At 61.6% G+C, this 13,826-nt stretch carries 12 protein-coding genes; 2 read left to right on the top strand and 10 right to left on the bottom strand.

Going from position 1 to position 13,826, the window contains the following annotated elements; translation table 11 throughout:
• Window positions 1-58 precede the first annotated feature (58 nt).
• Both JHL16_RS26900 and JHL16_RS26905 read right to left on the bottom strand, forming a co-directional pair.
• A complete protein-coding gene (locus JHL16_RS26900) occupies window positions 59-475 on the bottom strand; it encodes a Ros/MucR family transcriptional regulator (protein WP_200187976.1) in 417 nt (138 codons plus the stop codon).
• Between the two features lie 151 nt (window positions 476-626).
• The gene (locus JHL16_RS26905; protein WP_200187977.1) at window positions 627-2,186 is read right to left on the bottom strand and encodes a DUF2336 domain-containing protein; all 1,560 of its coding nucleotides are present in this window, start codon (window positions 2,184-2,186) and stop codon (window positions 627-629) included.
• 250 nt (window positions 2,187-2,436) lie between these two features.
• On the opposite strand from JHL16_RS26905, the gene JHL16_RS26910 reads away from it, so the two are divergent.
• On the top strand, window positions 2,437-4,533 hold the full coding sequence (locus tag JHL16_RS26910; protein ID WP_200187978.1) for a S9 family peptidase: 2,097 nt from the start codon (window positions 2,437-2,439) through the stop codon (window positions 4,531-4,533).
• Here JHL16_RS26910 and JHL16_RS26915 read toward each other — a convergent pair whose 3' ends face one another.
• The 8 genes from JHL16_RS26915 to JHL16_RS26950 all read right to left on the bottom strand — a co-directional run bounded on the left by JHL16_RS26915 (window position 4,534) and on the right by JHL16_RS26950 (window position 12,888).
• Entirely contained in the window at window positions 4,534-5,382 is an 849-nt protein-coding gene (locus JHL16_RS26915) for an ABC transporter permease (protein ID WP_200187979.1), read from the bottom strand.
• Window positions 5,383-5,395: 13 nt separating this feature from the next.
• Window positions 5,396-6,367, bottom strand: a complete 972-nt coding sequence (locus tag JHL16_RS26920; RefSeq protein ID WP_200187980.1) for an ABC transporter permease subunit — start codon at window positions 6,365-6,367, stop codon at window positions 5,396-5,398.
• 74 nt (window positions 6,368-6,441) lie between these two features.
• The gene (locus JHL16_RS26925; protein WP_200187981.1) at window positions 6,442-8,022 is read right to left on the bottom strand and encodes an ABC transporter substrate-binding protein; all 1,581 of its coding nucleotides are present in this window, start codon (window positions 8,020-8,022) and stop codon (window positions 6,442-6,444) included.
• Between the two features lie 40 nt (window positions 8,023-8,062).
• On the bottom strand, window positions 8,063-9,655 hold the full coding sequence (locus JHL16_RS26930) for an ABC transporter substrate-binding protein (protein ID WP_200187982.1): 1,593 nt from the start codon (window positions 9,653-9,655) through the stop codon (window positions 8,063-8,065).
• Window positions 9,652-10,671, bottom strand: a complete 1,020-nt coding sequence (locus JHL16_RS26935; RefSeq protein ID WP_200187983.1) for an ABC transporter ATP-binding protein — start codon at window positions 10,669-10,671, stop codon at window positions 9,652-9,654. The genes JHL16_RS26930 and JHL16_RS26935 overlap by 4 nt, the downstream gene beginning before the upstream one ends.
• Window positions 10,661-11,644, bottom strand: a complete 984-nt coding sequence (locus JHL16_RS26940) for an ABC transporter ATP-binding protein (protein WP_200187984.1) — start codon at window positions 11,642-11,644, stop codon at window positions 10,661-10,663. The genes JHL16_RS26935 and JHL16_RS26940 overlap by 11 nt, the downstream gene beginning before the upstream one ends.
• 78 nt (window positions 11,645-11,722) lie before the next feature.
• On the bottom strand, window positions 11,723-12,112 hold the full coding sequence (locus tag JHL16_RS26945) for a VOC family protein (RefSeq protein ID WP_137858011.1): 390 nt from the start codon (window positions 12,110-12,112) through the stop codon (window positions 11,723-11,725).
• Window positions 12,113-12,153: 41 nt separating this feature from the next.
• Window positions 12,154-12,888 (bottom strand): fumarylacetoacetate hydrolase family protein, encoded by a 735-nt coding sequence (locus JHL16_RS26950; RefSeq protein ID WP_200187985.1) that lies wholly within the window; start codon window positions 12,886-12,888, stop codon window positions 12,154-12,156.
• A gap of 163 nt (window positions 12,889-13,051) precedes the next feature.
• Here JHL16_RS26950 and JHL16_RS26955 point away from each other — a divergent pair, with 163 nt between their 5' ends.
• Entirely contained in the window at window positions 13,052-13,801 is a 750-nt protein-coding gene (locus JHL16_RS26955; protein ID WP_200187986.1) for a FadR/GntR family transcriptional regulator, read from the top strand.
• Window positions 13,802-13,826 lie beyond the last annotated feature (25 nt).

Here is a 13,826-nt window from a genome sequence, read left to right on the forward strand (position 1 = left end):
GGATCACGATTGGATCAGGTGGCCCGATGATCGAGCCATCCGATACCTTTAGTGAAGCTCAGCGTCTCTCGGCGCGGTTCTGTCCGAGTCCGATCTTTTTGGCGAGGCTCGAGCGCGCTTCCGCGTAGCTGGGCGCCACCATCGGATAGTCGACCGGCAGCCCCCACTTCTCGCGATACTGCTCGGGAGAGAGATCATAGTGCGTCCGCAAATGCCGCTTCAGCGACTTGAACTTCTTCCCGTCCTCGAGACAGATGATGTAGTCGGGCGTGATCGATTTTCGTATCGGAACGGCCGGTTTCAATTCGACCGTTTCGACTGGTTTCGGTTCTGCTGCGCCATGCGTGGCGGTGGCGAGCGAGCGGTAGATATTGGCTATGAGCTTCGGCAGATCGGCCTGGGCTACAGTATTGTTGCCCACATAAGCCGCCACGATATCCGCTGTCAGTTCAACAAGATTGCCTTTTTCCTGCATATGATTTGCAATGCCCCCGGTTAAGGACCGGGTTTTATTTCATCTATTGTAAGACGAATCAATAGACCGGGAGCGTAAGTTTTTTACACCTCCCACCGGCAGAAGCTCGGCAATGCCTACTGATCGATCTCGGCGACGCGAAGTGATCGCTTCAGGCGGCGGCGATGCGGGCATAGGGGCCGGTGCGCCGGGCGGCCCAATCCCAATAAGTGAGAAGCACGCGGGCTTTGTTGAAGGAAAGCGTGTCGAAAATGGCCTTCAGCGCCTCGGCGTCCTGGCGCTTATCGACGACACCGGCGAACTGTGCCCGGGTGAGACCGGCGGCCTTCAAGGCCACCGTCAGCGCCTCCCCGCCCTGGTCCTCGGCAATCCGGGCGCCTGCCTCCTTGCTCACATGGACGAGCTGCGCATAGATCGCGCCCTGCTCCTCGGCCGACGCCGTCTCCAGCCGGGAAAGCAATGAAAGATCGGCAAATCTCCGTTCCACGCCCTCGTTTTCCGCATTCATGATGAGGATCTTGGAGATGGTTTCCGAATCGGTGAGGAAGCGCGACAGCACATAGCGGCGCAGTTCCGACGGCAGGCGCCAGAAGAGCTGGAAGGCGATCGGCGATGGGGTGTCCTGACGGGTCACCAAAGGCGCCTGAAGCACCGGATGGGCGGCGGCAAAGCGGGTCAGGCGCCACATGGCTTCGATTGAGAAGGCCGCCCCCTGATTGCGGACGAGATTGAGCAGCGTCTCGACATCATTCGACTGAATGAGCGCCTCCGAAAGTGCGGGGGAAATCACCCGCCGGCGCGCCATTAGCTTGAGCTTGGCCGGGTTGCCGGAGCTGCAAACGGCAATGAGATCGCTGTCATCCACGGTCATGGCGTTTTCGAGCAGCGGGCCTGACACCTCGATACGCGGATCGTTGATCAGCCGGCGGACCAACATCTGCGAGGGCGTCTCCATCAGGCAGACGCGCTCGGCCAGATGGCGCAGGCTCTTCAGCGGCATACGCGGAATGAGACGCAGCAGCGTGTCATTGGCGAGGGCGCGTTCCTGCGGCAAGGAACCAGCGGTCGGTATGGCCATGATATCGAGCAGCGCATGGGCCCGCTCGCCCGCTTCCGGAGCTTCGGGCAGCGGCCGTTCGAGGACCCGGCGCTCAATGAAGCCGGGACTGCCCGGCTTGACCGGGGCGGAAACGGCAGGCGGCTCCTCGCGCGGGACAGGCGTCATCGTCGACGCAGGCGAAGCCGCGTCCTTGGCCTGCTCTTCCACTGCTTGCGCCTCTGGCGCCTCGGGCATTGCCGGCTCCGGAGCCGCGGGCTCGACGATGATCTCGGCCAATGGCGGATCGGATTCGGCCTGCGACGGCTCGGGCTCGATTTCCAGGGGTTCGGGCGCGGGCAGCAGAATCGGCTCCAGCGGATCCGGAATCGTGGCGACCGTGCTCCCGGCAAGGGTCTCGGATTGCGGCGGCGGCTCGACGCGTACCGGCTCGATAGCCTCCGGCAGTGTCTCGACCGTCGCAACCGGCGGCACGGGATCCGCCGGTAACTCCGGGACCTTTGGCGGCAAAGCCTGCTGTGGGGCCGGAACGGGCGGTGCGACAGCCGCCGGCGGCGGCTTGCCGCCATTCAGCTTGAGCTTGAGCGCACGGAAAGAGTCCGCGGTTATGACGCGGCGCACGGGCAGTCCATCTTCAGGCCGCACGCTCGACATGCTCCGCCGTGTCTCCTTGATCGCAGAGCCTCATTTAAGCCGCCCAAGCCTCTAAAACTGCTTAAGCCCTTGCCGAACGCCATAGAGGAACCATTTACCACTGATGTTATGCTTAATGGACGGTTACCGCCTGACGCGCCGGCACAGTCGGGTTTGCGGCTTAAGGTCTGTCCGTCTATCTTCCCTCCCCAATCCCATCCCCTCATGACGGCACAGCGCACAAGCTCGGCCCACAACAGACGAAGCAAGAATGACCAAGCACGAAAAAATCGATCCGCCGCGGGCGGACAAACGCCCGCATGCCGACACGCGCCATGGCATCACCCGGCATGACGACTATGCCTGGCTGAAAGCCGAGAACTGGCAGACGGTCATGCAGGATCCGTCCGTTCTGTCGCAGGATATCCGCGGCTATCTTGAGGCCGAGAATACCTATACGGAACACGCCATGGCCGCCACCAAGGAGCTGCAGGAGCGGCTGTTCGCCGAGCTGAAAGGACGCATCAAGGAAGACGATTCGAGCGTGCCGGCTTCCGATGGGCCCTATGCCTATTATTCGAGCTATGTCATCGGCGCCGAGCATCCGCGCTTTTGTCGCAAGACGCGCGATCTTTCAGGCGACGAAGAAATCCTGATCGATGGCACGATCGAGGCCGGGTCGAAACCGTTCTTCGACTTCGGCGGCTTCTCGATCTCTCCCGACCATCAGTTGCTCGCCTGGTCGGCCGATGACAAGGGATCGGAATTCTTCCGCATCCGCATACGCGATCTGGCGGTGGGCAAAGATCTGGCGGACGAGATCGACAACACCGCCGGCGGCGCCAGCTGGGCGGCCGACGGCAAGAGCTTTCTCTATACCCAGCAGGACGAGCATCATCGCCCGCTCAAGATCTTCCGCCACGTGCTGGGCACCAACGCCAGCACCGACAGCCTCGTCTATGAGGAAACGGATACCGGCTTCTTCGCCGGCGTCGGCAAGACGCAGTCGGACCGCTTCTTCGTCATCGACACGCATGACCACGAGACATCGGAAGCCTATCTGATCGATACGGCGACGCCGGATGCTGCGCCACGGCTGATCGCCGCGCGCCAGAGCAGTGTCGAATATGACATCGAGCACTGGGAAGACCAGCTCATCATCCGCACCAATGCCGACGACGCGGAGGATTTCAAGATCGTCACCGCGCCCGTGGCGGCGCCGGGCCGCGAGAACTGGAAGGATCTCATCCCCTATCGCCCCGGCACGCTGGTGCTCGGCATCATCGCGCTCAAATCATGGCTCATACGTCTCGAGCGCGAAAACGGCCTGCCGCGCATCGTGGTGCGCGAGATGCAGACCGGCGCCGAACATGAAATCGCCTTCGCCGAGGAGGCCTATGCGCTGGGCTTCGGCCAGATGCGTGAATACGACACCGACATTCTGCGCTTCAGCTATTCGTCGATGACGACGCCGTCCGAAGTCTATGATTACGACATGCGCAATCGCACCCGCGTCATGCGCAAACGCCAGGAAGTGCCGTCCGGCCACGACCCGCGGAACTATGTCACCCGCCGCATCCAGGCCCCGGCACATGACGGCGAGACGGTGCCGGTAACATTGCTCTATCGCAAGAACACGCCGCTCGATGGAACGGCACCCTTGTGGCTTTACGGCTACGGATCATACGGCATCACCATCCCGGCGAGCTTCAACACCAATATCCTTTCGCTCGTCGACCGTGGCTTCATCTATGCCATCGCCCATATTCGCGGTGGGCAGGACAAGGGATATCACTGGTATACCGACGGCAAGCGCGAGAAGAAGCAGAACACCTTCCACGACTTCAACTCGGCGGCACGGCATCTGATCGCGGCGGGTTTTACAAGCAAAGGCCAGATCGTGGCGCAAGGCGGCTCGGCCGGCGGCATGCTGATGGGCGCCGTCGCCAATATGGCGCCGGAACTCTTCAAAGCGGTGATCGCCGAAGTTCCCTTCGTCGATGTGCTCACCACCATGCTCGACGATACGCTGCCGTTGACGCCGCCCGAATGGACGGAGTGGGGCAATCCGATCGCCAGCAAGGAATTCTACGATATCATCGCCGCCTACTCGCCCTATGACAACGTGGCGGCGAAGGACTATCCCAACATCCTGGCGGTAGGCGGCCTCACCGATCCACGTGTCACTTATTGGGAGCCGGCCAAATGGGTGGCGCGTTTGCGCGACCGCAAGACCGACAAGAATCTCTTGCTGCTCAAGACGCAGATGGAAGCAGGTCATGGCGGGGCACCCGGACGCTTCGATCGGCTCAAGGAAGTGGCGCTGGTCTATGCCTTCGGATTGATGATGAGCGGAAAGGCCGCCTGATCAGATATTTTTCGGATTCAGCGCATCATTGAGGCCATCGCCGACGAGATTCAGGCTGAGCGTTGCCAGGAACAAGGCAAGTCCTGGAAAGGCGGCCATCCACCAGGCGCGGCTGAAGAAGTCCTGGGCATTGTGCAGCATCGTTCCCCAGCTCATGACATTGGGGTCCCCGAGGCCCAGGAAGCTGAGGCTGGTTTCGAGCAGGATGGCGCTCGAAATCTGCAAGGTGCAGTTGACGATGATCGGCGGCAGCGCGTTCGGAAGGATCTCGCGGGTGATGATATCGAAGTCCGACATGCCCAGGCTGCGCGCGGCATCGACGAATTCGCGGTTGCGCAAGGTGAGAAACTCGGCCCTGAGCAGGCGTGCCGTCACCGGCCAGGTGAGGACGCCAATCACCAGGATGACATTCCATATGCTGGAGCCGAACAGCGCCACGATGACGATCGCCAGGAAGAACTGCGGCAGGATCTGGAACATCTCCGTCACGCGCATGAGCAGCGTATCGGGTATCCCGCCGAAATAGCCCGCAGTGGCGCCGACGAGCGTGCCCAATATGGTCGAGGTGATCACGGCGCAGAACCCCACGATCAGGGAGGTCCGCGCGCCGTAGAGAATGTTGGTGAAGATGTCCTCGCCCAGGCTGTCGGTGCCGAGCAGATGCGTCGCCGAAGGCGGATTGAAGGACGCTCCCATGGCGAGCTGGTCATAGGGGGCAAGCTGCGCCGCGCCGACGGCGGCCAGCAGAAACAGAATGAGCACGCCGAGACCGAAGAGCGCCTTGCGGTTCGCCTTGAAGCGCTGCCAGGAGCGATTGGCCGGGGTGATGGAGGAAGCGGAGGCGTTCATCTGAGGTCCCGGGCTAGCTGTAGCGGATGCGCGGGTCGAGAGCCGCGTAGAGAAGATCGACGACCAGATTGGCGAGGATCACGAACAGGCAGATGAACAGGAACATGCCCATCAGCAGCGGGTAATCGCGGGCGTTGATGGCATCGAGCGTCAGGCGCCCGAGGCCCGGCCAGCCGAACACCGTCTCGGCCAGAACGGCGCCGGCTATCAGACCCGGTATCTCGACGCCGATGACCGTCACGACCGGCAGCAGAGCATTGCGCAAGGCGTGCTTGAACAGCACCGTCCGTTCCGACAGACCCTTGGCTCGCGCAACTTTGATGTAATCCTGCCCGGTCACCTGGATGACGCTGCTGCGGGTCAGGCGCAGGACGAGGCCGACATTGTAGATGGCGAGCGTGAGCGCCGGCAGTGTCAGGTGATAGGCGACATCGAGGACATAGGCGAAGCCGGTATAGCCCTTGCGCAGGTTGGTCATGCCCTGGATCGGAAACCAGTCGAGGTAATAGCCGAAGATCAGGATCATCATCTGCCCGAGCCAGAATACCGGAATGGCGAAGCTGGCGAGAGAGAAGAAGGTGATGACATTGTCGGTCGCCGAATTGGGTCGGCGCGCCGACACCACGCCCAGCGTGATGCCGATGATCGCGGCAAGCGTATATTGCGTCGCCATCAGGAGAAGCGTTGCGGGAAACCGCTCCAGGATGAGGGTCAGCACCGGCGCACCCGACACGACCGAATAGCCCAGATTGCCGCGCAGGACCTCGAAGGCGTAGATGCCGAACTGCACGATGACCGGCCGATCCAGGCCCATCTGCGCACGCAGCCGGTCGACGACCTCCTGGCTCGCCCCCGCCTCGCCGATCAGATAATCCACCGGATCGCCGGGCGCCGCATGGATCAGGAAGAAGATGATCGCAATGGCGCCGGCCATCAAAGGCAGCGTGTAAAGAAGCCGCTTCAGAAGATAGAGAATGAGCGACACGGCGGGGGCTTCTCCGGATGCTGTCTTAGGTCAGGCCGGCAGCGCGCCTTGCGCTGCCGGCCATGGAATATGCGTCATTGCGTCCAGCGCACCCGGTCCAGCGTACCGTAGCCGGTAACGTCGTCAGTGATGCCCTCGAGCTTTGACTGGAATGCGATCGGATAATAGCGGTCCCACAGCCACCAATGCGGCACGTCCTCGGCAAGGATCGCCGCCGCCTTGCGATAGGCTTCAGTCCGCTTGCCTTCATCGAGCTCGCGCCCGCCGGCTTCGAACAGTCTGTCCACTTCGGCGTTGCAATAGCCGGAAGCGTTGCGGCCCGACAGCCTCTCAATGCGCTTGCAGGTGTAAAAGGCTTCCGCGCCAATCGCCGGATCAGGACCGCTGGCGAAGGATCCCATGGTGATGTCGTAATCCCATTTCACGAAGGATGTATCGCGCCAGGCCGACGCTTCCATGCCCTTGTCGACCAGCTCGACGCCCACTTGGGCGAATTGCGAGCGCAGCAGCCTGGAGACATCGTTCATCGGGCCTTCGGAAAGCGAATAGCTGATGCGTAGCGAGAAGCGCTTGCCGCTTGCATCACGCGGGAAGCCCGCTTCGTCGAGCATGCGATTGGCGAGCGCCGGATCGTACCCATATTGCTTGACGTCGGCGGTATAGAAGACCGGCAGCTCGGACGAGAAAGGCCCGCCGTCGGACACCTTGCCATGACCGAAGCCCGCTTTCGCCAACAGCTCCGAGCGGTTCATGGCGAAGTAAAGAGCCTGCCGGACGGCCGTGTTCGCCAAAGGCCCTTCCCGCGTATTGAGGAAGGCCTGGTACTGGCCGGCGATGACCCGCTTCTGGAAGGCGACGGTGATTGCTTTATTCGTCTGCAGACGCTCGACTTCACCGAGCGGCATCACGTGATAGGGAATGAAGTCGATCTCAGCCTTCTCGAGCGCCAAAGCACGGGCGGCTTCATTGGGAATGATCTGAAAGATCAGCCGCTCTACATTCGGCCCGTCCTGATGATAGTCGGGATAGCGTTCGAGGAGGATGTGGCTGCCCTTCTTCATTTCCTTGAACATGAACGGCCCGGTGCCGATCGGCTTGAGATTAGCCGGGTTCTGACGCGGGTCCTGGCCGTTGTCGAATATATGCTTCGGCAGGATCGTCGAAGAGTTGAAATAGGCGAGGCCGCGCAGCAGCGGGGGATAGGGCCGAGCCAGCTTGAATACGGCCGTCTGGTCATCCGGCGTCTCGATCGCCTGCACCGCCTCGAGCAAGCCGCCCGCAGGCCCGTTATAGAGCTTATTGACGTTGAGCAGGCTCCAGGCCACGTCCTTGGACGTGAAGGGCGTGCCGTCATGCCACTTGATGCCGTCGAAGAACTTGAATGTATAGGTCAGGCCATCCGGCGCGACCTGCCATGACTTCGCGAGCGACGGCGCCGGCTCGCCCTTGGGATCGAGGCGAATGATCGTGCTGTAGATTTGCGCGCCGACGACGCTGGAGTTGATCTCGGTGGTGGTGCCCGAATTGATCAGGGTGGGATCCCCCGACAGGCCGACTACCATCGCGCCGGTATCGCTCTGGGCCCAGGCGGGTGCGCCCATGGCCATCGCCGCAATCATCAATGCGGCCGAAATTTTTCTTAAATGTTTGGACATATCGAACTGATCCTCAGCGTTGGGGAGAGTGGAGCCAGATTCAATTCTTCCATTTCACGACGTCGAAGGCGCCGTAACCGGTGAGATCGTCAAGGATGCCGTCGAGCTCGGCGTTGAAGGCGATCGGGTAATAGCGATCCCAGAGCCACCAATGCGGCGCATCCTCGGCCAGGATATTCTGCACCTGGTGATAGAGGGCGACGCGTTTGGCTTCATCCTGCTCGCGGCCGGCCTGAGCGAAGATCTCGTCAAGCGCGGGGTTGCAGTAGCCGGATGCGTTGCGTGCCATCAGCTTCTCGATATTGCGGCAGGTATAGAGGCGTTCGACACCGACCGCGGGATCTGGTCCGGTCGAGAAACTTCCCATCGTGATGTCGAAATCCCATTGCTGAAACGCGGAATTTCGCCAAGCGCCGCTGTCCATACCCTGGATATCGAGATCGACGCCGACGGCGGCGAACTGTACGCGCATGAGACGCGCGGTATCGTTCATTGGGCCTTCTTTAAGATCGAAGCTCACCCGGAGCTTGAAGCGCTTTCCATCGGCGCCGCGCGGATAACCGGCGGCATCGAGCATGGTCTCCGCCTTGGCGGGATCGAAGCCATATTGTTTGACCTGATCGGTATAGAAGATCGGTTGTTCCGACGAGATCGGTCCGGCCGAGACCTTGCCATAGCCGAAGCCCGCTTTGGCCAGCAGCTCTTCGCGGTTCATCGCGTAATAGAGCGCCTGGCGCACTTCCTTTTTCGCGAGAGGGCCTTGCCGCGTATTGAGGAAGGCCATGAATTCTCCGGCGATCATGCGCTTGGCAAATGTCACCGCGACTTTCGGGTCGGCGCGCAGCGCCTCGACCTCCCCGAGCGGAATCGCATAATAGGGGATGAAGTCGACATCGCCCTTCTGCAGCGCCAGGCCGCGGGCCGCTTCATTCGGAATGATCTGGAAGACCAGGCGATCGACATTCGGCAGGTCTTTGAGGTGATAGTCGGGGTTGCGCTCGAAGATGACGTGACTGCCCTTCGAATATTCCTTGAACACGAAGGGACCGGTGCCGATCGGCTTCAGGTTAGCCGGATTCTCGCGCGGGTCCTGGCCATTGTCGAAAATGTGCTTCGGCAGGATCGTCGAGGAATTGAAATAGGCCAGGCCGCGCAACAGCGGCGGATAGGGATATTTCAGCTTGAAGGCGACCGTCAGGTCGTCGATGGCCTCGATCTTCTCCACGGCTTCGAGAAGGCCGGATGCCGGGCCATTATATTTCTTGTTGACGTTCCACAGGCTCCAGGCGACGTCCGCGGCACTGAAGGGCTTGCCATCGTGCCATTTGACGCCGGAATACAGCTTGAACGTATAGGTCAGGCCGTCGGCTGAAATATCCCAGGATTGGGCCAGCGCCGGGATGACCTGTCCCTTCGGATCAAGGCGCACCAGCGTATTGTAGACCTGTCCCGACAAGTTGCTCGAGGAGATATCGGTCGTGACGCCCGAATTGATCACCGGCGGATCGCCCGGCAAGGCGACGACCAGGGCCGATTGCGCGAGCGCCGTGCCGGCAAGGCTGGTTGCGGCCAGAATCGCGGCCAGCATCGGCGCGGCGAAGATCCTGGCATGACCGGTAAGCGGATTCTTCATGGCGTTTTCTCCAAGTTGTTTTTTGTTGATGGTGGTGCGACCGCGGGGTCGAGGGGATAGTGGCAGGCGACGCGGCGCCCGGGCGCCATCTCGCGAAGCACGGGGACCCGGGTGTCGCATTCCGGTCCACGGCGTGGACAACGCGGATGGAACGTGCATCCCGAAGGCGGGTTCGACGGCGACGGCAGCTCACCACGCAGGATCATGCGGCCATCATTCCGGCGGCGATCGATCTGCGGCACCGCGGACAGCAGCGACTTCGAATAAGGATGCAGCGGCGCCTGGTAGATCTTTCGAGTTTCACCGGTTTCCACGATGCGGCCGAGATACATGATGGCCAGGCGCTGGGTTATGTGGCGGACCACGCGCAGATCATGCGAAATGAAGAGATAGGAGAGCCCGAAAGACCGCTGCAGAGACATCATGAGATTGAGGACCTGCGCCTGCACCGAGACGTCGAGGGCGGAAACCGGCTCGTCGGCGATGATCAGTTTCGGCCGCAGCGACAATGCCCGGGCGATGCAGATACGCTGGCGCTGGCCGCCGCTGAATTCATGCGGATACCGGTCGGCGTGATCGGCCTGCAGGCCGACGGTTTCCAGGAGCTCGCCCACATGCGCGCGCCACTGCGACCGGGGATGCAGGCCGTGAATGCGAAATGCCTCGGAGAGAATGGAGTTCACGGTCTTGCGCGGATTGAGCGAGGCGTAGGGGTCCTGGAAGACGACCTGGACATTGCGGCGCAACTGGCGCAGCTGCGCTTTCGGCAGAGCCGCGATGTCGGTCCCCTCGAAAAGTATCCGGCCTGCTGTAGGATCCTCCAGCCGCGCGATGCAGCGGCCAAGCGTGCTCTTGCCGCATCCCGATTCCCCAACGAGCCCGAAGGTCTCGCCGGACCTGACTTCGAGGTCGACGCCGTCCACGGCTCTGACTGGCAGCGACCGCCTGCCGAACAGGCTGCGGTCCCCATAGTGCTTCGAGAGGTCGTGGACCTGGAGGAGTGGTTCAGGAGTCATGGAGCCAGCACCTCACTTCGTGCCCGTCCGCGACCGGCCGCATGGCCGGCTCCTCCATCCGGCAGCGCTCATGCACATGCGCGCAGCGCGTTTGAAACGCGCAGCCCTTCGGCAGGTTCATCAGATTAGGCACCGTTCCGCCGATGGCATAGAGGGTCCGATCCCCCTGCTCATCCTCATCGAGGCGTGGAACGGACCGCATGAGGCCGACCGAATAAGGATGCAGCGGCGTGGAGAAGAACCGTTCCACCGGCGCCATCTCGACGATCTGACCGGCATACATGACGGCGACGCGGTCGGCGGTTTCCGACACGACGCCGAGGTCGTGCGTGATCAACAGCAGAGCCGCATCCGCATTGACGACGAGGTCGCGCAACAATTCGAGGATCTGCGCCTGGATCGTCACATCGAGCGCCGTCGTCGGCTCGTCGGCAATGATCAGCTTCGGGCTGCAGGCCAGCGCCATCGCGATCATCACGCGCTGGCGCATGCCGCCGCTCATTTCGTGCGGATAGGCTTCAAGCCTGCGCGTGGCGTCGGGGATACCGACGCGGGAGAACAGCTCCGCTGCGAAGGCCAGCGCCTCCTTGCGCGCCATGCCGCGATGCAGACGCAGGACCTCGGCCACTTGCGGCCCGACGCGCAGCACCGGGTTGAGCGACGTCATCGGCTCCTGGAAGATCATCGAGATCCGGTTGCCCCGGATCTCACGCATCTCCTTTTCGGTGCTGGCGACGAGATCATTTCCTTCGAACAGGATCGCCCCCTCCACGATCCTGGCGATCGACGGCAGGAGCCGCATGATCGAATGCGCGGTTACGCTCTTTCCCGACCCCGACTCGCCGACCAGGCCCAAGATCTCACCGGCCGCGATCCGCATATCCACGCCGCGCACCGATTTCACGATGCCGGCATGCGTATGAAACTCCGTCCGCAATCCGCGTATGTCGATCGCCAGACTTGTCACAAGCATCCACCTCTTCGCTGTCCCAGAATCATTCCCGGATCAGGAGGATCGCCGCGGAAGGCAACCGCCCTCCGCAGCGCAGGCCTAGCTTTTCCTGATCTGTCCTTCGCCGCGCTTCTCGTCGGACAGCTGCAAGCGCCAGCCATCCGGATCGCGGAACAATGCGTTCTTGCGGCCGGTGGAGGGAGAGGCGTGGACGTCCTTGTAGAAAGAGATGCCGGACTCCACGAGTTCCTTGTGGGTGTTCTCTATATCGCGCACCTTGAAGGAGATGTGGTTGATGCCCGGATTCTCTTCGGCGAGAAGCTGGTGTATCTCGAAAATCGGCTGGTTATCGCCGGGGAGCTGAAGCTCGGCCGAGCCGCCATGGTGTTCGGTCCATTTGAGCAGCTTGAAGCCCATCTTCTGATAGAATTCGACGTATTCCTTCACGTCGCGAACGATGATCTCGATATGGTCGATGCCTACAATCATTCACCTTGCTCCAGTTCCAGGTTCCACAAACGACTAGTTGGTTAGACGACGCCCATCTTGAGCTCGCCCACGCCGCTGACGACGGCATGCATGACCTGGCCACGCGTCACCGCGCCGACGCCGGAAGGCGTTCCGGAGTAGATCAGGTCGCCGGGCGCCAATGTGAACAATCCGGACAGATAGGAGATGATCTCCGGCGTCTTCCAGATCATCTGATTGAGGTCGCCGGTCTGGCGGCGCTCGCCATCCACCGTAAGCCAGATCTCACCGCTCGTGGGGTGGCCGATCTGCGCGGCAGGAACAATGTCGCTGCAGGGTGCTGAGCTTTCGAACGCCTTGCCGACCTCCCATGGCCGGCGCAGGTCCTTCGCCTCCCCCTGAAGATCGCGACGCGTCATGTCCAGACCGACGGCGTAGCCGAAGATGTGGCCGAGCGCGTCACTTTCAGCAATCTCGGAACCACCACGACCGATGGCGATGACCAGCTCGGCCTCGAAATGCACGTCGTTCGATTTGGTCGGATAGGGGAAGTCCGAACCTGAAAGGAGGATATTGTCGGGATTCTTCTGGAAGAAGAACGGCGGCTCGCGGGAGGGATCATGCCCCATCTCGACGGCATGGGCGGCATAGTTGCGCCCGACGCAGTAGACCCGCCTGACCGGGAAACGACTGCTCGTATTGGCCACGGGAACGGCCGTCACAGGAGGCACGGGTACAACGAATTCCCCATCATTCGGGTGGGGGAAGGCATGTGCGGTCACTGAACGTCTCTCCATAAATAGCTGCCTAGCCAATACGTAACCAATTTACCAATCATGGCAAGTGGTTTCTTGAATTCTCCACAGACCCCGTATTTCTGCCCAATTCGGACCGTGCACCCTCAAGAAAAAATGTGCTATGGGCTGAATGGCAGCTCCGGGTCGGGGCTTGATCACGCGGATGAAATCCGCAAGCGAGGCTGGATTGACGACGCCGGACAGTACTGAAAAGAATGCCTGGGACGCACCGGTTCACGATGAAGGACGGGCCGCTTTTACCCAATTACAAGCATTTCTGGCGCAATTCGAGCCGAGCGCGGACGGCCGGCTGCCGGCCGAGCGCGAACTGTGCGAAACCTTGGGCGTATCGCGCGGGGCCTTGCGCAAGGCACTCGCCATCGCCGAATCCGAAGGCCGGATCTGGCGACATGTCGGCAAAGGCACCTTTCTCGGCCAAAAACCAATCCAAAACCTTTCGGCCGTTTCGGACGTAGCCAATTTTGCCAGCCCGGCCGAGGTTCTGCGCGCCCGGCTCATCATCGAGCCTCAACTCGCCTGTGAGGCGGCGCTGCACGCCTCGCAGGCGGATCTGGCGGAGCTTCAGCTCTGCGCCCGCCGCGGCCGGGAGGCCGAGACCTGGCGGCGCTACGAAAACTGGGACAACCGCTTTCACCGGGCGATCGCCAACGCCACCCAGAACAAGATCCTCATCATGATTTTCGACAATCTCAACAATGTCCGGCGCACCATGGCCTGGGGCCGGCGCCGGGACGGCTCGGCAAGACCGGCGCCGGAGCATCATAGCTTCAAGGAGCATGACGAGATCGTGCAGGCGATCTTCGACCGGGATTGCGGACATGCCGAACAGGCGATGCGGCAGCATATAGAGACTGTGACCCGCAAGATGATGGACGGGACACGCGCCGAGTGAACCGCGCCGTTCCGACAGGCGGCAG

It is taken from the genome of Taklimakanibacter albus (assembly GCF_016595235.1).
GTDB classification, from domain to species: Bacteria; Pseudomonadota; Alphaproteobacteria; order Rhizobiales; family Aestuariivirgaceae; genus Taklimakanibacter; species Taklimakanibacter albus.

Excerpts from the sequence above, each read along its gene's own strand:
- JHL16_RS26900 (WP_200187976.1), bottom strand. The coding sequence starts at position 475 with ATGCAGGAAAAAGGCAATCTTGTTGAACTGACAGCGGATATCGTGGCG.
- JHL16_RS26905 (WP_200187977.1), bottom strand. The coding sequence starts at position 2,186 with ATGTCGAGCGTGCGGCCTGAAGATGGACTGCCCGTGCGCCGCGTCATA.
- JHL16_RS26910 (WP_200187978.1), top strand. The coding sequence starts at position 2,437 with ATGACCAAGCACGAAAAAATCGATCCGCCGCGGGCGGACAAACGCCCG.
- JHL16_RS26915 (WP_200187979.1), bottom strand. The coding sequence starts at position 5,382 with ATGAACGCCTCCGCTTCCTCCATCACCCCGGCCAATCGCTCCTGGCAG.
- JHL16_RS26925 (WP_200187981.1), bottom strand. The coding sequence starts at position 8,022 with ATGTCCAAACATTTAAGAAAAATTTCGGCCGCATTGATGATTGCGGCG.
- JHL16_RS26930 (WP_200187982.1), bottom strand. The coding sequence starts at position 9,655 with ATGAAGAATCCGCTTACCGGTCATGCCAGGATCTTCGCCGCGCCGATG.
- JHL16_RS26935 (WP_200187983.1), bottom strand. The coding sequence starts at position 10,671 with ATGACTCCTGAACCACTCCTCCAGGTCCACGACCTCTCGAAGCACTAT.
- JHL16_RS26940 (WP_200187984.1), bottom strand. The coding sequence starts at position 11,644 with ATGCTTGTGACAAGTCTGGCGATCGACATACGCGGATTGCGGACGGAG.
- JHL16_RS26945 (WP_137858011.1), bottom strand. The coding sequence starts at position 12,112 with ATGATTGTAGGCATCGACCATATCGAGATCATCGTTCGCGACGTGAAG.
- JHL16_RS26950 (WP_200187985.1), bottom strand. The coding sequence starts at position 12,888 with ATGGAGAGACGTTCAGTGACCGCACATGCCTTCCCCCACCCGAATGAT.
- JHL16_RS26955 (WP_200187986.1), top strand. The coding sequence starts at position 13,052 with ATGAAATCCGCAAGCGAGGCTGGATTGACGACGCCGGACAGTACTGAA.